This window comes from Caballeronia sp. LZ019 (genome assembly GCF_031450825.1).
In the GTDB taxonomy this organism is placed as follows: Bacteria; Pseudomonadota; Gammaproteobacteria; order Burkholderiales; family Burkholderiaceae; genus Caballeronia.
This window is the reverse complement of sequence record NZ_JARTVZ010000002.1, coordinates 772,092-791,803: the sequence shown is the minus strand read 5'-3', so window position 1 is coordinate 791,803 and position 19,712 is coordinate 772,092. Positions and strand designations below refer to the sequence as shown.

The 19,712-nt window shown below is 61.9% G+C and carries 21 protein-coding genes; 15 read left to right on the top strand and 6 right to left on the bottom strand.

Going from position 1 to position 19,712, the window contains the following annotated elements; translation table 11 throughout:
• Positions 1 to 47: 47 nt before the first annotated feature.
• Positions 48 to 836, bottom strand: a complete 789-nt coding sequence (gene istB, locus P9255_RS06610) for an IS21-like element helper ATPase IstB (protein WP_309766146.1) — start codon at positions 834 to 836, stop codon at positions 48 to 50.
• Positions 833 to 1,843: an IS21 family transposase gene (istA, locus tag P9255_RS06605; protein ID WP_309764579.1), complete on the bottom strand. Its 1,011-nt coding sequence runs from the start codon at positions 1,841 to 1,843 to the stop codon at positions 833 to 835. Before istA ends, istB begins: the two co-directional genes overlap by 4 nt.
• Before the next feature lie 380 nt (positions 1,844 to 2,223).
• On the opposite strand from istA, the gene P9255_RS06600 reads away from it, so the two are divergent.
• The 5 genes from P9255_RS06600 to P9255_RS06580 all read left to right on the top strand — a co-directional run bounded on the left by P9255_RS06600 (position 2,224) and on the right by P9255_RS06580 (position 5,840).
• A complete protein-coding gene (locus tag P9255_RS06600; RefSeq protein WP_309789268.1) occupies positions 2,224 to 2,763 on the top strand; it encodes a hypothetical protein in 540 nt (179 codons plus the stop codon).
• 21 nt (positions 2,764 to 2,784) lie between these two features.
• Positions 2,785 to 4,191, top strand: coding sequence for a T6SS effector BTH_I2691 family protein (locus tag P9255_RS06595; protein WP_309766144.1), 1,407 nt, complete (start codon positions 2,785 to 2,787; stop codon positions 4,189 to 4,191).
• Positions 4,118 to 4,876, top strand: coding sequence for a DUF6708 domain-containing protein (locus P9255_RS06590; RefSeq protein WP_309766143.1), 759 nt, complete (start codon positions 4,118 to 4,120; stop codon positions 4,874 to 4,876). The genes P9255_RS06595 and P9255_RS06590 overlap by 74 nt, the downstream gene beginning before the upstream one ends.
• 115 nt (positions 4,877 to 4,991) lie before the next feature.
• Positions 4,992 to 5,507 carry a hypothetical protein gene (locus P9255_RS06585; RefSeq protein WP_309766142.1) on the top strand — a complete coding sequence of 172 codons (516 nt, stop codon included), beginning with the start codon at positions 4,992 to 4,994 and terminating at the stop codon, positions 5,505 to 5,507.
• Between the two features lie 51 nt (positions 5,508 to 5,558).
• Positions 5,559 to 5,840, top strand: a complete 282-nt coding sequence (locus P9255_RS06580; protein ID WP_309766141.1) for a PAAR domain-containing protein — start codon at positions 5,559 to 5,561, stop codon at positions 5,838 to 5,840.
• A 577-nt stretch (positions 5,841 to 6,417) separates the two neighbouring features.
• Here the strand turns inward: P9255_RS06580 and P9255_RS06575 are convergent.
• Positions 6,418 to 7,599 (bottom strand): 4-hydroxybenzoate 3-monooxygenase, encoded by a 1,182-nt coding sequence (locus P9255_RS06575; protein WP_309766140.1) that lies wholly within the window; start codon positions 7,597 to 7,599, stop codon positions 6,418 to 6,420.
• A 182-nt stretch (positions 7,600 to 7,781) separates the two neighbouring features.
• Between P9255_RS06575 and P9255_RS06570 the strand changes: the two genes are divergently transcribed.
• The gene (locus P9255_RS06570) at positions 7,782 to 8,648 is read left to right on the top strand and encodes an SDR family oxidoreductase (protein ID WP_309766139.1); all 867 of its coding nucleotides are present in this window, start codon (positions 7,782 to 7,784) and stop codon (positions 8,646 to 8,648) included.
• Positions 8,649 to 8,672: 24 nt separating this feature from the next.
• Here P9255_RS06570 and P9255_RS06565 read toward each other — a convergent pair whose 3' ends face one another.
• Positions 8,673 to 9,725: an aldo/keto reductase gene (locus P9255_RS06565; protein ID WP_309766138.1), complete on the bottom strand. Its 1,053-nt coding sequence runs from the start codon at positions 9,723 to 9,725 to the stop codon at positions 8,673 to 8,675.
• Positions 9,726 to 9,953: 228 nt separating this feature from the next.
• Between P9255_RS06565 and P9255_RS06560 the strand changes: the two genes are divergently transcribed.
• The 4 genes from P9255_RS06560 (at position 9,954) to P9255_RS06545 (ending at position 12,741) form a co-directional block, all read left to right on the top strand.
• Positions 9,954 to 10,943, top strand: coding sequence for an AraC family transcriptional regulator (locus tag P9255_RS06560; protein ID WP_309766137.1), 990 nt, complete (start codon positions 9,954 to 9,956; stop codon positions 10,941 to 10,943).
• Positions 10,944 to 11,046: 103 nt separating this feature from the next.
• Positions 11,047 to 11,418, top strand: a complete 372-nt coding sequence (locus P9255_RS06555; RefSeq protein ID WP_309766136.1) for a hypothetical protein — start codon at positions 11,047 to 11,049, stop codon at positions 11,416 to 11,418.
• A 40-nt stretch (positions 11,419 to 11,458) separates the two neighbouring features.
• Complete coding sequence (locus P9255_RS06550; protein ID WP_309766135.1) at positions 11,459 to 11,977, top strand: RNA polymerase sigma factor; 519 nt, start codon at positions 11,459 to 11,461, stop codon at positions 11,975 to 11,977.
• Entirely contained in the window at positions 11,974 to 12,741 is a 768-nt protein-coding gene (locus tag P9255_RS06545) for an anti-sigma factor (RefSeq protein ID WP_309766134.1), read from the top strand. The genes P9255_RS06550 and P9255_RS06545 overlap by 4 nt, the downstream gene beginning before the upstream one ends.
• Before the next feature lie 50 nt (positions 12,742 to 12,791).
• Here P9255_RS06545 and P9255_RS06540 read toward each other — a convergent pair whose 3' ends face one another.
• Together P9255_RS06540 and P9255_RS06535 are read right to left on the bottom strand one after the other, a co-directional pair.
• Positions 12,792 to 13,013, bottom strand: a complete 222-nt coding sequence (locus P9255_RS06540) for a hypothetical protein (RefSeq protein WP_309766133.1) — start codon at positions 13,011 to 13,013, stop codon at positions 12,792 to 12,794.
• 347 nt (positions 13,014 to 13,360) lie between these two features.
• Positions 13,361 to 13,783, bottom strand: coding sequence for a BspC domain-containing protein (locus P9255_RS06535; protein WP_309766132.1), 423 nt, complete (start codon positions 13,781 to 13,783; stop codon positions 13,361 to 13,363).
• 243 nt (positions 13,784 to 14,026) lie between these two features.
• On the opposite strand from P9255_RS06535, the gene P9255_RS06530 reads away from it, so the two are divergent.
• From P9255_RS06530 to P9255_RS06510, 5 genes are all read left to right on the top strand, one after another.
• Positions 14,027 to 14,587, top strand: coding sequence for a putative glycolipid-binding domain-containing protein (locus P9255_RS06530; RefSeq protein ID WP_309766131.1), 561 nt, complete (start codon positions 14,027 to 14,029; stop codon positions 14,585 to 14,587).
• A gap of 66 nt (positions 14,588 to 14,653) precedes the next feature.
• The gene (gene selD, locus P9255_RS06525) at positions 14,654 to 15,724 is read left to right on the top strand and encodes a selenide, water dikinase SelD (RefSeq protein WP_309766130.1); all 1,071 of its coding nucleotides are present in this window, start codon (positions 14,654 to 14,656) and stop codon (positions 15,722 to 15,724) included.
• A gap of 27 nt (positions 15,725 to 15,751) precedes the next feature.
• Complete coding sequence (locus P9255_RS06520; RefSeq protein WP_309766129.1) at positions 15,752 to 16,678, top strand: cation diffusion facilitator family transporter; 927 nt, start codon at positions 15,752 to 15,754, stop codon at positions 16,676 to 16,678.
• Between the two features lie 104 nt (positions 16,679 to 16,782).
• Positions 16,783 to 16,917: a hypothetical protein gene (locus P9255_RS06515; RefSeq protein ID WP_309789267.1), complete on the top strand. Its 135-nt coding sequence runs from the start codon at positions 16,783 to 16,785 to the stop codon at positions 16,915 to 16,917.
• 195 nt (positions 16,918 to 17,112) lie between these two features.
• Positions 17,113 to 19,650 (top strand): mechanosensitive ion channel domain-containing protein, encoded by a 2,538-nt coding sequence (locus P9255_RS06510; RefSeq protein ID WP_309766128.1) that lies wholly within the window; start codon positions 17,113 to 17,115, stop codon positions 19,648 to 19,650.
• Positions 19,651 to 19,712: the final 62 nt, after the last annotated feature.

Here is a 19,712-nt window from a genome sequence, read left to right as displayed (position 1 = left end):
CATTTCTGGGTTTCGCCGAAGTAAATGTGACCCACCCGGGTCGTTGATCACGCGGCTACTTTCGTGCTGGCCCGCGTGCCTGTTTGTCCCGCCTTTCTTTTGTCCTTTAGTCGATAGCTCTCGCCGCTGATTTGCACGATATGAGCGTGATGCAGGAGCCGGTCGAGCATTGCAGCCGTCAGCGTCTGGTCATCGGCGAATGCTGTCGCCCACTGTGTGAACGGCAGGTTGCTGGTCAATACGATTGAGCCGCGCTCGTAGCGTTTCGCCACGACATTGAAGAATAGGTTCGCCTCCTCCCGTCCAAATGGCAGATAGCCGATTTCGTCGATAACCAGCAGCCGGGGTCCAATGACCGCGCGATTGAAGAACTCCCGCAGGCGGTTCTGCTGCCGGGCAGCGGCCAGTTGCATCATCAGGTCAGCGGCGGTGATGAACCGCGTCTTGATGCCGGCCTGCGCAGCGCGGTAAGCAAGCGAGGTCGCGATATGCGTCTTACCCACCCCGGATGGTCCGAGCAGCACGATGTTCTCGGCCCGTTCGACGAACGCCAGACTTGCCAGTTCCTGAATCTGCGCACGTGGCGCGCCGCTGGCGAAGCTGAAGTCGTATTGCTCAAGCGTCTTGATGCCAGGCAACGCTGCCAGCTTCGTGAGCACCTGACGCTTGCGCTGCTCGCGCGCGCCAAGTTCCGCTTGCAGAAGTTGTTCAAGGAAGTCGGCCATACTCGAATCGGTCGTTGCATTGCGTTGTGCAAGCGGCGCCCAATCGGTCGCGACGCAGTCCAGCTTCAGTTGTGCGCATAGCGCGCCAATCCGTTCATGTTGCAGATTCATGCTGCGACCTCCAGCAATGCGTCGTAGACCGCTAGCGGATGCTGCAGGCTCTCGCGTGGCAGCACCCGTCGGTTGTCTGGCGCTGCGAGCGCTGGCGCCTGGGTTGGTAACGGCAGGAGCGCCGCCTGCTCCGAACAAAGCAGGACCGCCGGACGCTCACCTGTCGTCGCGTGGCGGCGTACATTGGCAACTTCTGATAGCCAACGGCCAATTTGCGCATTGGCGGCCTCAACATCAAGCTTCAACCCCGAGGACCTGAGCGTCGCGGCAAGCGGCACAACGAAGCTCTCCTTGAGATAGCGGTTGAAGCGTTCCACCTTACCCTTGGTCTTCGCGCGATACGGACGACACACCTTCGGCGTGAAGCCGTAGGTCTCAGCCAGCGCAAGCAGCTGTGGGTTCCAGCGATGCTCGCCTTCGCCGAATGCATCGCGTTCGATGACCACCGACTTCGCGTTGTCGAACAGCACATGTTCTGGCGTGCCACCGAAATAGACGAGTGCTTCACGTAGGCATTCGCATAGCGTCGCGGCGTCCTCACGCGAGGTGAAACGCACGAAACTCGCACGGCTGTAACCCATCGTCGCGACCAGCGCGAGCAATGGCTCGCGCCCTCGTCGAATAACGGTGAAATCGGCCTGCAACTGCTTGCCCGGCGCGGTTTCGAAGCGCACCACCGGTTCAGCTTCGGGACGCTTGTAGGGCATCAGAAATGCCTTGAGTTGACTGATGCCGCCTTCGTACCCAGCTTCCTGCAGTTCGCGAAGCAGGACCGTTGCCGGAATCCAGTGCGGCCGCGCGGCGGCGACGCGCTCCAGCAGATAGTCCTTAAACGGGTCGAGCTTCGTGGCTCGCGGCTCACGCTGGCTGTAACGGCTCGCCTGCTCATCCCTCAAATATCGGCGCACAGTGTTGCGTGATAAACCCGTTTGCCTTGCTATCTCACGTACCGCCGTCCCGCGCCGGGCCAATACCTTGATTTCCAATGTTTGCTCCTGAGTCAGCATCGGCGGCAAAAGCCGCCATCGTCTCCCAGGTGGGTCATGTTTACTTCGGCGCCAGGGTCATTTTTACATCGGCGCTAACAGCTGCGGCAGATCGACGTCCATCGACATCCAGAATCCGGATGAACTCACCGCCACGCCCGGTAGCGATGCACAGTATCACTGCGTGACAGAGATGGTGCTCCAGCCGGCCGATGTGTTCTTCAAGCTGATGCCGATGGAGAAGCCGCGCGCGCACCCGGAGACGGCGGTGGTCGTCGGGCCGGAGAAGCAGCCGCTGTGGCTCGATGGCTACGCGCGCGTGCGTATCCAGTTCAAGTGGGACCGGCTCGGTCAGATGGACCAGAATTCGAGTTGCTGGGTGCGCGTGTCGCTGCCCTGGCATGGCGGGCCGCATAATCACCACGCTGCAGGACGAATCACGGGTGTTGTTGCGATTTGCCGATCCGCAGGTTTTCATGCATCTGCTCTGGATTCTGCCGCTCAAGGCGCTGGCATCGATTTGCGAAGCCACGACCCGGTGGTCGGTTCCGTTCCTAGGCGGATGGTATGAAATTCAGTTCAATCAAAGGCCCGAAGCAGAATGGCAGCCGCTTGATGAACCGCGTTCAGTGGCGCTATTCAATGTCCCTCTGATCAACCGAGTTCTGACCGCTGGCCCCTTCGATGGGCCGGACGCGTACTGGCGCGATGCCACGGAAGCCAACGAATGGCTACGTGTCGCACAGGACCGGTTCGCGTTGACGAATGGCGACGATTGCGTGTCATTCGCTCAACACGCGATGAAATTCGGTGGCAAGTTCGCGACGCACGGAACCATTGCGTCGTATCTGACAGAAGCTCGGTCGCAGCCCGGAGCCTACGCATCCAGGACTAACGCCATGTCGACGCGTGAGTGGAATAGCCTGGTGGCTAATACTTAACCTACAAGTAGGAAAAACATCTTGACCAGTTCAGAAAATAATTCCGGCAGCCTTGCGAAGACCAATGCACAGACTTTGCATCTGCAGTCTCTGCCGGACCCTCTGCCGCCATTTGAACCTTCACCGGCGAACCCCTTGGACAAGGCGCGCCAAGCCGCAACGGGTACCTGCGAGTTCTGCGATAAGCATGGCTTGGCGATTTTTCCTGTTCGTCCCGGAGTCATGCATTTGGACTCCGGGGCGCCAGAGCTGCCCGCAGGTTTTCGGCCGACAGCGAACGACGGGGCGACGTTGCCCGTCGGCGGGCCTTCGCAATACACCGCGAGAACGCTTCGCGGTGGTTATTTGTACGTCTATGACGAACGCGGTTTCTGGGAATGGTACTGGGTGACGAAATTGGGGTATCTGATGAAGCTGCCCCGACCCGGCGTGCCGATGAATCCAGCCTACGCGGTAGGGCGCGAGCCGTGCGACAAGATGGGGCACAAGGAGATCGCGTCCTGTATCACTGTGAAGGACCCGTCCAATGCGAAGCGCATTTGGGTAGCATTTTCGGATGCGGAATGGACGCCTCGTGTGCTCGGGCTGCATCAGGACGAGGCGTATCGAAAGCGTCATATGCGGGAGTTCGATGTGAAGGCGTGGCTGTCCCTACAGCGCGCCGCGCACGCTAAGCCGATCACTGTGGTGAACACGCTGGTCGCTGAGTACTGTGGCAAGACGAAAGTCCAGATGTTCGCCTTCTCCCCTTTCGGGTTCAAGTCGCGCGCATCCACTTACGATGCACTGCTCGGAGCAGTGAAGTCCTGTGGTTCCGCTCCGGGCGCGGTGCTGATGCTCAACGATCCCGTTGCAGTCGCCTCGGAAGTTGCATCTCGCCTGACCGAGTTGCGCCATGAGTTCATGAGCCAAAATGATCGTGAACGCAAGCTCAGCGCGTCGACGGCTATTCTCGGTTTGCAAGCGGCGACGTCGGACAAGTCAGAGTACGACTCCCTGGATGGAAGAGATTGGTTCGACGAGGACAACCACTGGACCGTCGATGGAACAGGTCGGCCGAGGTACAACATGAAGGCGGCGACGCTGCCGGAAGTGAGTAAAGAAGAGTTGAAGACGGCAGCAAAAAATTCTTGGACTAAATATCTGGGCGACTACGACGAACAGGCGCGCGCCGCGTGGCATAAACAGTTTAAGGCGGACTATGACGCTTACCTTAGCAAAACCTTGCTGCCGCTGGCCACAGCACATGCGGCGTGGATGAAAAGCAGCCAGATGGCGCATTCTCGAGACGGTAGATCGATGGTTTGTGGAACGTGGAAACTTAAACTTCGGCTGTTTGCTTTGCATTACTGCAATGCTCGCTTTTCTCGTCATGATGTTGGTTCTAGTCATCACTCTTGGGTTCAATCGCGTTTTTTCAACAAATGACTGGTTGGTGGAAGGACTAGCGATTTCGGCTTATGTAACTTTATGGACTGTCCTGATCTGGGGCCTGACAAGAGAATCTTTCCGTTGGACACATTTTCCCATCCGCTTCAACTACCGCAATCGCATGGTGTATGTTTTCTGCCTCGATGGTGTCGTCCGGTCTGCGAAGTGGGACGACTTGTTCTTTACACTTGGCAGAGGTCAAAGGATGCCGTCCGGCCGGTACGTATGGGACATTCGAGGCCATGCTCTTAAAGCGGATCGCGAGACGGTCGAGTGGACATTCGCCTTACGGGGCGATAGCCTGGATCCGCAACAACTCAAGCATGTGTGGGAATTTGTACGGCGCTACATGGAGGAGGGGCCTGCCTCAGTCTATCGAGACGTTTTATGGTGCCACGATATCGCGACGAAGAAAGAGACCTTCCGTGCTGGCCTCAATGTACTGTTTCTGATGTTCAACGGATTGCCGATTCTCCAATGGATCTCCGCGCCGATGCTTTGGCTTACTGCAGTGGGCCGGTGGTTTGCGATGAAAACTAGCAAGATACCTCGATGGCCCGCTGACGTAGAGGCAAAGTGTTCAGTCGATGCGTTTGATCCATATAGACGCACGGCTGCTCAGAACCCGGCGAAGATCCCGACGGAGCCGGGCAGCGTTGCATGGAAGCGGATCGGTTCGTGATCGTTTTTTAGCGTTCGAGCTATGGCCAGAAGGAGGCGAGATGTGCGAACGAAGAGTTCGATCGGTATCCGGTGCATCTGCGCAGAGGCCAGATAGGATTTCTATAGATCGGTTCATGCTGCATGAAACCGGGCGGGCTCCTGATCTCGTGCTGAACAGCGCGGCTAAGAAGAGAAAGCAGAAAATGCTGAGAGATGCGAACAAGAACATATTTCCGTACATGGGTGCAATCGTTGCTCCTTCTGGGTCTCATTTATATAATGAGCCGACGAATGCACAAGTGTCGGGTGCAAAAGTCGAGTCTCTTGCGTCATTCGATCAAGGGTCGCCCCTTGCTATGGCGCCGGGGTTAGAGAGTCCTCGCGGGAACAGTATCGAACGGGCTTTGCGGAAAGTAGCGCTGCTCGACTGCGAACGCCGTACTGACCTGGTCTCCACTTGTACGGCTGAAATTTGGATGAAACTAGATGTATCAATGCCAGTGCCGAGATCTAGCCCGCCCAATATGTCGAGGGTGACTCTGGACCACGTCTATCGTGATGGCGCGTGGCATGTAGCGGATGAGGAGCGCGATTGGGCCGGGGGATTGATTGTGGACAAGTTAATGCGTGGTGAACTGTATGCCGATTAGCGGTTTGCTGCTAAGTCATATCTTCGAACATGAGCGCTTTGGTCAGAAACTATGAGTCTTCCAGTTATCTGCGTCGGTGACCGAACGGACCACGGCGGCAAGGTGATCACCGGTTCATCGACGCATAAGATTAGCGGGCGTAGTGTTGCGCGCTTGAATGATCTTGTCGACTGTCCGCAAACGTATCCCGACGGGCGTCCACATGGCATCAACAAGATCATCGAGGCGCATCCGACCTTTATAGTCGGCGGGCAGCGAGTTGCCTTGCACGGACACCATAGCGAATGCGGGTGTACGCTGATCGGTAGCACGAGCGCAACCATTGGCGATTAGTTTTTATGCAAGCGCATTCAACGACTGCACTGATGCCGGGTTAGCAGCGATGGCCGGTGGACCCAGTTTTCTGGCATCGTGAGGTTTGGTTGATGGATCGGATATTGCCCCAAATGCTGCTGCCGCAAGAGTGGCCCTCGGCACTGCAAATCGTATACTTGCAACTAGAGGCCTGGCGTTACGGCTTTTCGCCGCTTCTGCGCCGTGTAGCCGCAACTGGCAAGCGCGGCTGATGTCCGGATCGGGCCGGGCAGTAGATACTGCCCGTTCGAATGCGCGAGCGGTCATCGCTGAGACGCGCAGGAAGAAAAATCGCCGAGGGCGTACGGTGTGCGCGCCACGACGAAATGGGCTGCGCAAGTCAGTAAGAGATGCTGTGCACCAAACGGCTGGTTCGGGTGCACGAGGCGGTATACCGTCACGACGCTGAACGTCTGGGAAGCGAGTTCACGAATTCCAAGACAGACAACAGTTCCGCTCCAAGCGAAAGTGGCTTCTCAAGTATCTGGCGCAACCTACCCGCAACCACTGCCCCCGCCGGGCAGCACCGCCGCCAGCGGAGCCACCGGCCTCCCCATCAAACCGCCACGCTCCCCACATAGTTCTCCGCCAGCGCCGTAGCCGCCGCGCGCGACGTCGTCACATGCTCCAGCTCCGCCACCTGCAATCGCTGTTCGAACGGCGAGGTGTCATCGAGCTTATGCAGCATGCGCGTCATCCACCACGAGAAATGCTCCGCGCGCCAGATGCGCTTGAGCGCCGTCTCGGTGTATCGCGCGAGCTTGTCGGCGCTGCCATCCTGATAGAAACCGACAAGCCCCGCAGTCAGCACGCGCACGTCCGACACCGCCAGATTCAGCCCCTTCGCCCCCGTCGGCGGCACGATATGCGCGGCGTCGCCGGCGAGGAAGAGCTTGCCCGACTGCATCGGCGTGGAAACGAAGCTGCGCATCCCGACGATGTTCTTCTGAAAAATCCTGCCCTCGGTGATCTGCCAGCCGTCCGCGGTATCGACGCGTGCGTGCAGTTCCGCCCAGATGCGGTCGTCGGACCAGGCATCGACGGAATCCTTCGGGTCGCACTGGAAGTACATGCGCTGCACGCCCGGCGAACGCGTGCTGATCAGCGCAAAGCCGCGATCGTGCCGCGCGTAGATCAGCTCGTCCGACGAAGGCGGCGCCTCCACCAGAATGCCGAACCAGCCGAACGGGTACACGCGCTGATAATCCTGCCGAATCGCTTCCGGAATCGATTGGCGCGACACCCCCTGGGAACCGTCGCAACCGATGATGAAATCGCACTCCAGCTCTTCGTCCCGTCCTTCGTGGCGATACTTGATGCGCGGGCTCCGATCGCTGTTCTCCGCGAAATCGTGAAGCGAGACATTCGACACGTTGAACTTCAGCGCGCCGTTCGCCGCCACGCGCGCCGCGACGAGATCCTTGATGACTTCGTGCTGCGCATAGACCGTGATCGAGTGACCGGTCAGTTCGGTCAGCGCGATGCGCCGGCGCTGCCCTTCGAACGCCAGCTCGAAGCCATGATGCAGCGCGCCTTCCGCCTGCATGCGCGCGCCGAGACCGGCTTCGTTGAGCAGGTCCATCGTGCCTTGTTCGAGCACGCCCGCGCGAATGGTCGATTCGATGTCCTGCCGGCTGCGCGCTTCCAGCACGACCGATTCGATACCGCGCTGATGCAGGAGATGAGAGAGCAGGAGCCCGGCCGGGCCCGCGCCGACAATGCCGACTTGAGTACGCATGAATGTCTCCGTTGCGTCGTGATGTTGTGCGTACAGTGTCGGCAACGCGGCCTTATGCCGCAACGCGATACGGTGGATAGCGCCTATCGGCAATCAGGATAAAGGCCGGAAAAGCGCTTGAAATCGGGTCCGGTGCTTGCTGAATGAGGGTTTATCCCGACTCTTCATCAGCGAGGACACCCATGAACACCAATGCTTATCCCACGCCGCCTTTCGCGGAGCAGCAGCAGGACCGCACGCCCGGTCTCACCGCACCGATGGACCCGAAGCCCGATCACGGCGAGCAAAGCTACAAGGGCAGCGGCAGGCTGGCAGGAAAAGCGGCGCTCATCACCGGCGCGGACAGCGGCATCGGGCGCGCAGTGGCGATCGCTTATGCGCGGGAAGGCGCGGACGTCGCCATCGCCTATCTGGACGAACACGACGACGCAAAGGAAACCGCGCGCTGGGTCGAGGAAGCAGGGCGCAAGGCCTTGCTGCTGCCGGGCGATATCACCGACCGCGAGTTCTGCAAGGAACTGGTCGCGAAGACCGTCGACGCCTTCGGACGTATCGACGTGCTCGTGAACAATGCGGCCTATCAGATGACCTACGACAGCCTCGAGGAAATCAGCGACGACGAATGGGACAAGACCTATTCGACGAACATCGGCGCGATGTTCCGCATCACGAAGGCGGCGCTCGCGCACATGAAGGAGGGCGGGGCGATCGTCAATACGACGTCCGTCAACGCCGACAATCCGAATCCCGGGCTGATCGCCTACGCGAGCACGAAGGGCGCGATCCAGAACTTCACCGGCGGCCTCGCGCAATTGCTGGCCGAGCGCGGCATCCGCGTGAACTGCGTGGCGCCGGGGCCGATCTGGACACCGCTGATTCCATCGACGATGCCGCCCGAGAAGGTCAAGAACTTCGGCTCGCAGGTGCCGATGAAGCGCGCCGGCCAGCCTGCCGAACTCGCCGCCGCGTACGTGATGCTCGCATCCGACGAGGCCAGCTACGTCTCCGGCGCGACCATTGCGGTAACGGGCGGCAAGCCGATTATCTGACCGGCCTGCCTCGAGCGACGAAACTTACTCGCCCGCCGCTTCCTTCAACTGGTTGCGGCGGTATTCGCCTTGCCGCGTGAGCATCCAGCCTGGGTACTCGGACGGCAACTGGCTGACTTCGTCGAGGGCGGCGAGTTCGTCGCTGTCGAGCTTCACGCTCGTCGCCGCGATGTTGTCATCGAGCTGTTCCACGCGCTTCGCGCCCACGATCACGCTCGTCACCACCTGCTGATGCAGCAGCCACGCGAGCGCGATCTGCGCGACCGACACCCCCTTGCTCTCCGCGATACGCCGCATCACGTCGATGCAGTCGTACGCACGTTCGACGTTCACCGGCGGGAAATCGAACTTCGTGCGGCGGCTGCCTTCTTCCTTGCCGCCTTCGCGCGTGTACTTGCCCGACAGCAAGCCGCCCGCGAGCGGACTCCACACCATCAGGCCGACGTTCTCGCTTTGCAGGAGCGGCACGAGCTCGCGTTCGAGATCGCGGCCGGCGACCGTGTAATACGCCTGCAGTGACTCGAAGCGCGCAAGCCCGAGCCGCTCGGAGATGCCGAGCGCCTTCATGATCTGCCAGGCCGCCCAGTTCGACACGCCGATGTAGCGCACGTGACCGTGCTGCACGAGCGTATCGAGGGCGCGCAGCGTTTCCTCGATCGGCGTCGCGGGATCGAATCCGTGAATCTGGTACAGGTCGACGTGATCGAGTTGCAGACGCCTGAGGCTTTCCTTCACGCCATCGATGATGTGAAACCGCGACGCGCCGCGCGAGTTCACGCCCTTGGTGCCCGCTTCGCCGAGAATTTTCGTCGCGACGACGACGTTCTCGCGCGGCACTTTCAGGTTCTTCAACGCCTGACCGGTGATGATTTCCGAGCGGCCATCGGCGTAGACGTCGGCGGTATCGATGAAATTGATGCCCGCATCGAGCGAACGGCCGACGAGCTTGTCGGCATCGGCTTGCTGAAGCTGGCCGATGTTGTCCCAGATGCCGCCGGTGCCGCCGCCGAAGGTCATCGTGCCGAGGCACAGCTCCGAGACGAACAGGCCGGTGTTGCCGAATTTCTTGTAGCGCATGATGGGCTCCTGTGTGAAAGGTGGGCGAAACCGTCGAAAGGCGCCTTCGCGAAAATTGACGAGCGTTCGCCAGCCCGTGCAGTATCGTCCGTCAACGCGGGCCGTTCATAGCCTGATCCTGTCGGATCATTGCCTTTTCCTGCAAACGCGGGGCCGCCGCGCGCGCACGATCGCGCCCGCGCGAGTAAGCTATCGACACTCTTCCACGCTTCTCTCCCCGCGGACACCATGGCGCTGAACGACATGCCCGGCCTCGCCGGTAAAGATGCTCACGATTCACCTCCCGACACCCGCCGCAACGGGCCGCTCGACGCCGCGCTCGATCAGGCGCGCGTCGACCTGGTCTCGCTGCTCGACCGCTTCACGGCCGGATGCGAGGGCTCGCTGGAAACGCCGGTGCCGGGCGTGTTCCTGCATCGCATCACGAATCCCGGCGGGCCGAAGCCCGGCATGCAGACGCCCGCGCTGGCGCTGATCGCGCAAGGCAGCAAGCGCGTGATGGTCGGCGACGATGTCTACGTCTACGACCCGATGCACTATCTCGTCTCGTCGGTCGATCTGCCGGTGATCGGGCAGGTCACGGCCGCGAGCGAAACCGAGCCGTATCTCGGCATGAGGCTCGATCTCGACGTCGAGGAAATCACCTCGCTCATTCAGGATCAGAACCTTCCGCCCGCGACCCAGGCCGATGCCTCGCGCGGCCTTTACGTGAACCGTCTCGGCACTTCGATGCTCGATGCCGTGCTGCGGCTGCTGCGGCTCATCGATACCCCCGAGGACGTGCCGATCGTCGCGCCGCTCGTGAAGCGCGAGATTCTGTATCGCTTGCTGATGAACGGCTCGGGCGCGCGCCTGCGCCAGATCGCGCTGCAGGACAGCCAGACGCAGCGAATCGCGAAGGCCATTTCGCTGCTGCGCCGGCACTTCGACCAGCCATTGCGCGTGGAGGACATCGCAAAGGATGTGCATATGAGCGTGTCGTCGCTGCATCATCACTTCAAGGCGGTGACCGCGATGAGCCCGCTGCAGTATCAGAAGCAGTTGCGCCTGCAGGAAGCCCGCCGGCTGATGCTGCTCGATATCGCCGATGCCGCGACGGCGGCGCATCGCGTGGGATACGAAAGCGCATCGCAGTTCAGCCGCGAGTACAGCCGGCTTTTCGGCGCGCCGCCGCTGCGCGACACGCGGCGCTGGCGCGACGCCGCAGCCGGCGCGTGACGGCATGAGCGGGCGCGGATTTATTTCATCGCTTGTGGAATAGACCGGCCGCGCCGGACGTTCCACGAACACTCCACCGTAGCGCGACGTAAAGGAAGATGAGATGAACAGGCAAATCGGGTTGGCGCTGGCCGCTGTCGCGGCCGTCGGCTGCATCGCGTCGGAAGCGTTCGCGGCGGCGCCGAAGGAATCCAACGGCGTCTTCGTCGACGAAAACGGCATGACGCTCTATACCTTCGACAAGGACACCAAGGGCAGCCCGAGCGCATGCACCGGCGGTTGCGCGCAGGCGTGGCCGGCGGCGATGGCGGCCGGCTCGGATCAGCCGAGCGGCAAATGGACGCTCGAGTCCGCCGACGGCGGCAAGCAGTGGGCGTATGACGGCAAGCGCGTGTACCGCTTCGCGAAGGACACGAAGCCCGGCGACAAGAACGGCGACAACTTCCGCGACGTGTGGCACGCGGTCAAGCCCTGAGCGTCGCGACGCCCGCGCGGGACGGCTCGGCATCGCCGCGATGAGCTTCGAGAGCGATCTCCTCGCGCACCTTCCGCAGTTGCGCCGTTATGCCCGCGCGCTGACGGGCGATCGCGCGTGGGCCGACGACCTCGTTCAGGACGCGACGGAACGCGCATTGAATCGCGCGAGCGCTTTTCGCTCGGGCACGAACCTGCGCGCGTGGCTGTTCACCATCATGCGCAATCTCTATATCGATCAATTGCGCGGACGCCGCGACATCGCTGTCGACGATGAAACCGCGCCCTGGCGGCAGATGGCCGCGCCGCGCGGCGAGGTCGACGGACTCGTGCTGCGCGACGTGCAGCGCGCGCTCTATTGCCTGCCCGTCGAGCAGCGCGAAGTCATGTTGCTCGTATGCGTCGAAGAGATGAGTTATCAGGAGGCTTCGCAGGTGTTGAACGTGCCAGCGGGCACGATCATGTCGCGTCTTTCGCGGGCACGCGAGCACATGCGCGTGCTGCTCGGGGAAGAAGCGGGACGCAAGGCGTCGTCGCTCAAGGTAGTGAGCCGGTCATGACGAATCACGAGCACGCATCTCACGGCAACGAGCGCGACCTTCAGGCGCTGTCCGCGTATATCGACGGCGAACTGAGCCACGAGGAACGGGCCGCCGTCACCGATCGCATCGCGAGCGATCCCGCCAGCGCAGCGACGGTCGGCGCCTATCGCGCGCAGGACGACGCATTGCGCGCGCTCTTCGCCGCCGATGAGCCGCAACCGCAAGTCATCGTGATGCGCCCGCGTGCACGCGGGCGTTATCTGCTCGCGGCGAGCTTTCTCGTCGTCGGGATCGCATGCGGGTATCTCGCTCATCTGCTGCTGCCGAATCTCGGCGACGCGCGCCCGCGGTTCGCCGAACGCGCGGATATCGCTTATGCGGTGTATGCGCCCGAGCAGCGTCATGCGGTGGAAGTGGCGGCGTCGCAGCGGGACCATCTCGTGACATGGCTATCGAAGCGCCTGAACCGTTCGCTCACGATACCGTCGCTCGCCGAATACGGCTTTCAACTCGTCGGAGGGCGCCTGTTGCCGGGCGAGAACGGACCGGCCGCGCAGATCATGTATCAGAACGCGGCGGGCGAACGCCTCACGCTCTATACCACGTCGGTCGCGCGCAAGGACGCGAAGATCCGCTCGTTGCGCGACGGCCCCCGCACCACTTACTACTGGACATACGACAGCGTGGGCTATGCGCTTTCAGGGCAGATCGGTGAGACGAAGCTGCAGGCGATCGCCTACGACACGTGCAAGGAACTCGGCGGCGATCCTGCGAATTGGTAACGCAGTATCGAAAAAAACCGCAGCGGACGCTGCCCGCTGCGGCTTGAGCATCAACGATGCGCCGGTTCCATGTGACGCGGATGATGACGTTCCCACTCGGTACGCGCCCAATAGCGGTGACCGTCCCAGTAACGCTCGCCGTGCCAGCCGACCTTGACTGCATGATGCGGTTCGTGATGCACCGCCGCCGATGCGGCGTGCACGAGGCCGAGTCCGAGCGACGCGGCAACCGATGCGATCAGCAGGCTCTTCTTCGTCTTGTCGAACATCATCGTTCTCCTTTTGAGTTCATGGCTACGTTCGATCCGCGTCTTAGCGGTAGTAGTCGCGATGGTGGTGATAACCGCCGCCATCACCCGGCAGAATGATGCAGCCCGACAACGTGCTTCCCAGCACAACGCTCAGTACTGCAAGGATCGCCAGCTTCTTCATGGGTTTCTCCGTGTGAATCCATGAAGCGAAATTTAGCCGCTCGCCAAATGACAAGCCGTGATCGTTTGTAAGCAAACGTGTAACGTGAAATATTTACGAAGGCGGCTGCGACCGGCGAGGCGCACATGTGGACACCGCCCACATGTGAAGCGGGCGGAGCAGGACGCGCTATCGAGCGATCGGCTCGTTAGCGGACGATCTTCGGCTTGAGATTCGGCGTGAGCGCCACACCGACGACATGACCATCGCGCACGCCGCACCGGCTGTCGACGCGCGTCCATTGCGCCTTGCCGCGTGCTTTCGCGAACGCGCGCATCACGATGACCTGATCGACGGGAATCGGATTGCCGGCATCGAAGATCGGCGTCCGGCTGTCGATCTTCGCGGACAGCACGCGCCGGTCGGGGACGATCAGCTTGTCGTACTTGGGTGCGTCCTCGACCCAGCGGTCGAACGCCGCGACGCATTGCACGACGGTATCCGGAACATGCAGCCGGGCGAGATACGAATAGTCTTCCGATGCGTCGGGCGTCTCTTGCGCCTGAACGAGCTGGAACGCGGAAGCCGAAAGCAAAAGCGCGGCGAGCGCCGAAGCGAAAGAGAGTTTCATGCGATGACGATGAGAATGGCGGCAGACAGCGCGACGGCGCGAGGCGCATCGCGGCGCAAGAGCGATGGCGATGGCTGGCCCACGAAGCCATGCGCTTTTTCGAGATGATGCAAAGTATACCGTGCGATGTTTTTATGCGTCGAGCGAATCGTGCATTCTGAATGCAAACCGTAAGCTCGCTCGCCGCAGCTTCGGAGTGCACGTTGTATGCTTTCCTGCCGATGACGCAAACCGAGGTCTTCCATGAAAGCGGTGCGATGGTCGCAGCAGGACGGGGCAGGGCTGGAGCATCTGCTGTTCGATGCGCGGCCCGATGGCGTCGTCGCGGAGAGTGCGGTCGTGGGCGAAGACGAGGGGCAGACTTTCGGGCTGATGTATCGCATCGAATGCAACATGCAATGGCAGGTCACGCGTCTCGCGGCGCGTCTTGCGGGCGGTCCCACGCTCGACCTGCGGCGTCAGGTGGACGATACCGGCGTCCTTCAGGCATGGACCGACGCGGCGGGCGCGCCGCAACGGATGCTCGGCGACTGCATCGACGTGGACATCACGGCGACGCCCTTCACCAACACGCTGCCCATACGCCGCCTGCAGTTGCAGCCCGGCAAGCGGCGTGTGATTCGCGTCGTGTATGTGCGTGTTCCGTCGATGACCGTGAGCGTTGTCGAGCATGCCTATACGTGTCTCGAAGCGGATCGGCGGTATCGCTTCGAAGGGCTCGACACGGGCTTCGTAGCGGATATCGCGACCGACGGCGATGGGCTCGTCATCGACTATCCCGGCCTTTTCAGGCGCGTCCGGTAAAAGACGCCCGAAGCCGCGAGCGGCGATAATGCATGCACTGAACGAACTTTCCGCAAGACATACACGATGACCATCACGCACGAAACCACGAACGCCCCGCGACTCACGAGCCTTTCGCATGGCGGCGGCTGCGGCTGCAAGATCGCCCCCGGCGTGCTTGCGGAACTGCTCAAGCGCACGACGCCGATGGCCGCGTTCCCCGATCTTCTCGTCGGCAACGACACCGCCGACGACGCCGCCGTCTACCGGCTCAACGACGAGCAGGCCATCGTCGCGACGACGGACTTCTTCATGCCGATCGTCGACGATCCTTTCGACTTCGGCCGCATCGCGGCGACCAACGCGCTCTCCGATGTGTACGCGATGGGCGGCAAGCCGATTCTTGCGCTCGCGCTGGTCGGCATGCCGATCAACGTGCTGCCGCATGAGGTGATCGCGCAAGTGCTGAAGGGCGGCGAGGCCGTTTGCGCAGAGGCGGGCATTCCGGTCGCGGGCGGTCATTCGATCGATTCCGTCGAGCCGATATACGGGCTGGCCGCGCTTGGCATCGTGCATCCGTCGCGCGTGAAGCGTAATGCAGCGGCGCGCGCGGGCGATGTGCTCGTCCTCGGCAAGCCGCTCGGCGTCGGCGTGCTGTCGGCGGCGCTGAAGAAAGACCGGCTCGATGCGGCCGGCTATGCCGCGATGATCGCCGCGACGACGAAGCTGAATCGTCCGGGCGCGGACCTCGCGCAACTCGATGGCGTTCATGCGCTGACCGATGTAACCGGCTTCGGCCTGCTCGGTCATACGCTGGAACTGGCGCGCGGCGCGGGCCTCACGGCGCGCATCCGTTATGCCGACTTGCCGTGGCTGCCGCAGGTGCGGGACTTCGTGAGCGAGGGCATTTTCACGGGCGCGTCGGGGCGCAACTGGACGGCGTACGGCGCGGAGGTATCGCTTGCCGAGTCGATCGATGGTTCGCTGGAAGCGGCCCGCGCCTTGCTTACGGATCCGCAAACATCCGGCGGGCTGCTCGTCTCGTGCGCGCCCGAATCCGTCGACGACGTGCTCGCGATTTTCCGTGCCGATGGCTTCGACCAAGCAGCGGTAATCGGCGAGATGAGTGACGGAGCGGGCCGTGTCGAGGTGCGCTGAGCCGCCAATACCGACGACAAGGTGGACATGAAGGAAGAATCGCCGAAAGCCATTTTCTACGCGCTCGCCGCGAATCTGGGCATTGCCGTTTGCAAGTATGGCGCGGCTGCGTTCACGGGTTCCGGCTCGATGTTCGCCGAAGCCATCCATTCCACCGCCGATTGCGGCAATCAGTTGCTGCTGCTTCTGGGCCTGAAGCGTTCGCAGGCGCCGGCTAATGCGTTGCATCCGCTCGGCTCCGGGCGCGAGGTCTATTTTTACTCGCTGATCGTTGCGCTGCTGCTGTTCTTTGTCGGCGGGGCGTTTTCGGTGTATGAGGGCGCGCATCGCCTGCTGCATCACGAGCCTTTGTCGAATCCGATCGTCGCGTTGGTGATATTGGGCGTATCGGTCGTGCTGGAGGCGTTTTCTCTCGCGGGCGCATTGCGTGAGATTCGCAAGGGCGCGCCGAACAAGACTTTATGGCGATGGTTCCGCGAGACGCGCGAGTCGGAATTGCTGGTCGTAGCGGGTGAAGACGTGGCGGCGCTTGCGGGTCTGGCGATAGCGTTCGCGGCGGTTTTGATGACGATGCTGACGGGCAATGCGGCTTACGATGCGGCGGGTTCGATCGGCGTGGGCGTCTTGCTGATGGTGATTGCATTCTTGGTGGCGCGTGAAGTGAAGTCGATGATCGTGGGGGAATCGGCGAGCCCGGAGGTGCGCAAGGCGATTGATGCACATTTGAGAGACCGGCCGGAGGTGACGCGCATCATTAGCTTGATTACGTTGCAGTGGGGCAAGCACATAGTGGTGGCGGTGCAGGCGGAGATGATCGATTTCGCGAGTGGCCGCGCGATGATTGATGCGATCAACGTCATCGAGGAGGACTTGCAGAATGCGTTTCCGCAGGTACGTTGGGTATTTTTCGAGCCGGATGTAGGACGTGAAGCGAGCGAGCGCGCGGCAGCATGACTCCTAACCACCCGTTGGTGTGAACGAGCCAAAGGGCTCGGAGGACGTGAGTAGTCAGTGGGCGTGGAAGGTGATTCAGGGCTGTGTCAAACTGAGTGCCACCGATGTTCTACGAAGTGGACACACGGTTTGCGTTGCGGGCCGAAAAGCTGCTCTCTTTGGTTGCCTTCTTTGCATGGGACCAGAGTAAGGCGCTGAAGCGCCAACTCTGGTCGACAGCCAAGAAAGGGGTGCACTAATAGACCGCCGCGAAATCAAGCTTCATAGAAGACAAGAGAAGAGAGAGAAAAGCGCCCAGGTTCACAACGTGCTACATCCCCAACAGCACGAATTCGAAGTAACGCCACGGCAGACCGAAAAGACCCCGCGTTAGCCCATAACGCAAAAAGCACCCCGCATCGAGTCCCCGAACTTTCCGAGATCTTCATCGACCCATGCGTAGATTATTTCTAGCTTTCTATCTGATCGTAGCGACGATCATCGTAAATAACGCCGAAGCGGCGACATCGCAACCGGCGTCGGCCCCAGCGGTAGCACTGACCCCGCAACAAGCCCGCGATGCGCTATCGGTCCTTAACGATCCTCAACGCCGGGCGCAAGTCGCCGACACGCTAAGAGCCGTAGCCGCAGCCGGCGCATTGGCCGCCCCTGCAAGCGCGACGCAAGCCGCATCGGCAGCAGCGCCGGCATCGGAAGCATCCGGCGTGCTTGCCAATTCACTGACCGCGAACGGCCTCGCATCGCAACTATCGCGACAGGCGGGTAACTGGCTGGTCCAGTTCGGCACAGGCTTGCGGCACTCCGCGGCCGCGTTGCTCAACATACGCTCCGTGGTGTACTGGTGGCGCGACCGCATCAACACCGAGCAGGAACGCACGCTTTTGCTGCACGTCGTGGGAACGGTCCTGCTCTCGCTACTGCCGGCGTTGCTGATCGAATACTTCGCATCGAAACTCCTGCGCAGACCGCGCGAGAAGGTCGCGGCACGCGGCATCGCGGATACGGAAGCGAACGAGCCGCAACTGGTGCAAGAGCAACGCGCCGCCGAGCGTGCCGAAGACACGGCGCAGCGCACCGGCGATGAAGTCGCGATGCATGTCGCCGAGCGCAAGGCCGATGCCGCGCGCGGAAAGCGCCACGCCGCGCATCACTGGACCTTGCTGCAACGACTGCCGAACGCACTGCTTTACCTGCTGTACAACCTGATCCCGCTCGGCGTCTTCATGGGCGCGGTGACGATCCTGATGTCCATCTTCATCGATGACAACACGACGGAAGCCCACGTCGCGGGCGCGCTCATCGACGTCTATCTCGTCTGTCGCGCCGTGATGATTCTCTGCGCATTCTTCGTCGCACCGCGCGCCAGGGGACTGCGCCTGATCCAGATGCGCGACCAGTACGCGATCTACACGACGCGCTGGCTGCGGCGCATCGTGATCGTCGGCGGGGCGGGCATCGCGCTCGCGAACGGCTGCGAGCCGCTCGGGCTGTCCGAACCGGCGCATATCGCGATCCTCAAGGTCGTCACGCTCGTCGTGCATCTGATGATCGCGTGGGTGATCTTCGAATCGCGCAATGTCGTGGGCGAGCGCATCCGTCAGCGCATGACGGCGCATCGCTCGGTCGCGCTCGTCGGCAGCTGGGTGGCCGACGTCTGGGCGGGCGTCGCCATCTTCTTCGTCATGGCGATGTGGTTCGTCTGGGCGCTCGGCGTGCAGAACGGCTACGCGACGCTCTTCCATCTCGGCGGCGTATCGCTGCTGGTCCTGGTCGGATCGCGCGTCGCGGCGATCGTCGCGTTCGGCGCGCTCGGCCGCGTCTTCCGCGATAACGACGAGGAGGACTTCGCGAGCAAGTCGATCGCGCATCGGCACGCTTACCGCTATTACCCGGCGCTGCGCCGCATCGTGCAGACGGTGATCGGCGTGGCGACCGTGATCGCGCTGCTCGAAGTGTGGGGCGTGCACATCCTGCGGTTCTTCACGTCGGGCGGCGTCGGCAACCGGCTCGCGTCTGCACTGCTGACTATCGCGGTCGCCGCCGTGTTCGCGGTCATCGTGTGGGAATCGGCGAATGTGTTCGTCGAACGACGCCTCGAGCAATGGAACGCGACCGGCGATCGCGTGCGCGCGGCGCGCTTGCGCACGCTCCTGCCGATGATGCGTACCGGCCTCTTCATCGTCATCGCGATGGTCGTCGTGCTGACCGGTCTTTCGGAGATCGGCGTGAACACGGCGCCGCTGCTCGCGAGCGCGAGTATCTTCGGCGTCGCGCTCGGTTTCGGCTCGCAAAAGCTCGTGCAGGACTTCATCACGGGCATCTTCCTGTTGATGGAAAACGCGATGCAGGTCGGCGACTGGGTGACGGTGTCGGGCGTTTCGGGAACGGTGGAGTATCTGTCGATTCGCACCGTGCGCCTGCGCGGCGGTGACGGCTCGCTCTATACGGTGCCGTTCAGTTCGGTGACGACGGTGAACAACACGAATCGCGGCATCGGCAATGCGGCCGTGCGCGTGTCGATTGCGCTGGGCCAGGACGTCGATCTGGCGATCTCGACGCTCAAGGAAATCGGCGCGGCCCTGCGCAACGACGAGGCGTTCCGCGACGGCATCCTGTCCGACTTCAGCTTCTGGGGCGTCGATGCCGTCGACGGTTCGACCGTCACGCTCGCCGGCCAGATCCAGTGCCGTGACAGTTCCCGCTGGCCGGTGCAACGCGAATTCAATCGCCGCATCCTGAACGAGTTCACCGCGCGCGGCATCGAGATCGCGAATCCGCAGCGCAACTTCGTCATCGTCAACGGCAGCGCGCAGGATTCCTCGCAAGACATGCAGGACGATAGTGACAAGGCCGGCGCGGATCAGCGCGCGGAGCCGTCGAGGGCGGCGCAGCATCCGACCAACGAAGCGGCCGCCGGCAACGATGCGGCATCGAGCGCGCCGCCGCCGCGCGGAGCGCAAAGCGGAACGTAAGCCGATGAACGCGCCGTTCGACGAAACGGCGCGCTTTCACGCAGCATTCGAAGCCGTCGCGG

What these genes read in the sequence shown, in the direction of transcription:
- istB (WP_309766146.1), bottom strand. Translation starts at nt 836, where the DNA reads ATGAATCTGCAACATGAACGGATTGGCGCGCTATGCGCACAACTGAAG.
- istA (WP_309764579.1), bottom strand. Translation starts at nt 1,843, where the DNA reads ATGCTGACTCAGGAGCAAACATTGGAAATCAAGGTATTGGCCCGGCGC.
- P9255_RS06600 (WP_309789268.1), top strand. Translation starts at nt 2,224, where the DNA reads ATGGCGGGCCGCATAATCACCACGCTGCAGGACGAATCACGGGTGTTG.
- P9255_RS06590 (WP_309766143.1), top strand. Translation starts at nt 4,118, where the DNA reads ATGCTCGCTTTTCTCGTCATGATGTTGGTTCTAGTCATCACTCTTGGG.
- P9255_RS06585 (WP_309766142.1), top strand. Translation starts at nt 4,992, where the DNA reads ATGCTGCATGAAACCGGGCGGGCTCCTGATCTCGTGCTGAACAGCGCG.
- P9255_RS06580 (WP_309766141.1), top strand. Translation starts at nt 5,559, where the DNA reads ATGAGTCTTCCAGTTATCTGCGTCGGTGACCGAACGGACCACGGCGGC.
- P9255_RS06575 (WP_309766140.1), bottom strand. Translation starts at nt 7,599, where the DNA reads ATGCGTACTCAAGTCGGCATTGTCGGCGCGGGCCCGGCCGGGCTCCTG.
- P9255_RS06570 (WP_309766139.1), top strand. Translation starts at nt 7,782, where the DNA reads ATGAACACCAATGCTTATCCCACGCCGCCTTTCGCGGAGCAGCAGCAG.
- P9255_RS06565 (WP_309766138.1), bottom strand. Translation starts at nt 9,725, where the DNA reads ATGCGCTACAAGAAATTCGGCAACACCGGCCTGTTCGTCTCGGAGCTG.
- P9255_RS06560 (WP_309766137.1), top strand. Translation starts at nt 9,954, where the DNA reads ATGGCGCTGAACGACATGCCCGGCCTCGCCGGTAAAGATGCTCACGAT.
- P9255_RS06555 (WP_309766136.1), top strand. Translation starts at nt 11,047, where the DNA reads ATGAACAGGCAAATCGGGTTGGCGCTGGCCGCTGTCGCGGCCGTCGGC.
- P9255_RS06550 (WP_309766135.1), top strand. Translation starts at nt 11,459, where the DNA reads ATGAGCTTCGAGAGCGATCTCCTCGCGCACCTTCCGCAGTTGCGCCGT.
- P9255_RS06545 (WP_309766134.1), top strand. Translation starts at nt 11,974, where the DNA reads ATGACGAATCACGAGCACGCATCTCACGGCAACGAGCGCGACCTTCAG.
- P9255_RS06540 (WP_309766133.1), bottom strand. Translation starts at nt 13,013, where the DNA reads ATGATGTTCGACAAGACGAAGAAGAGCCTGCTGATCGCATCGGTTGCC.
- P9255_RS06535 (WP_309766132.1), bottom strand. Translation starts at nt 13,783, where the DNA reads ATGAAACTCTCTTTCGCTTCGGCGCTCGCCGCGCTTTTGCTTTCGGCT.
- P9255_RS06530 (WP_309766131.1), top strand. Translation starts at nt 14,027, where the DNA reads ATGAAAGCGGTGCGATGGTCGCAGCAGGACGGGGCAGGGCTGGAGCAT.
- selD (WP_309766130.1), top strand. Translation starts at nt 14,654, where the DNA reads ATGACCATCACGCACGAAACCACGAACGCCCCGCGACTCACGAGCCTT.
- P9255_RS06520 (WP_309766129.1), top strand. Translation starts at nt 15,752, where the DNA reads ATGAAGGAAGAATCGCCGAAAGCCATTTTCTACGCGCTCGCCGCGAAT.
- P9255_RS06515 (WP_309789267.1), top strand. Translation starts at nt 16,783, where the DNA reads ATGTTCTACGAAGTGGACACACGGTTTGCGTTGCGGGCCGAAAAGCTG.
- P9255_RS06510 (WP_309766128.1), top strand. Translation starts at nt 17,113, where the DNA reads ATGCGTAGATTATTTCTAGCTTTCTATCTGATCGTAGCGACGATCATC.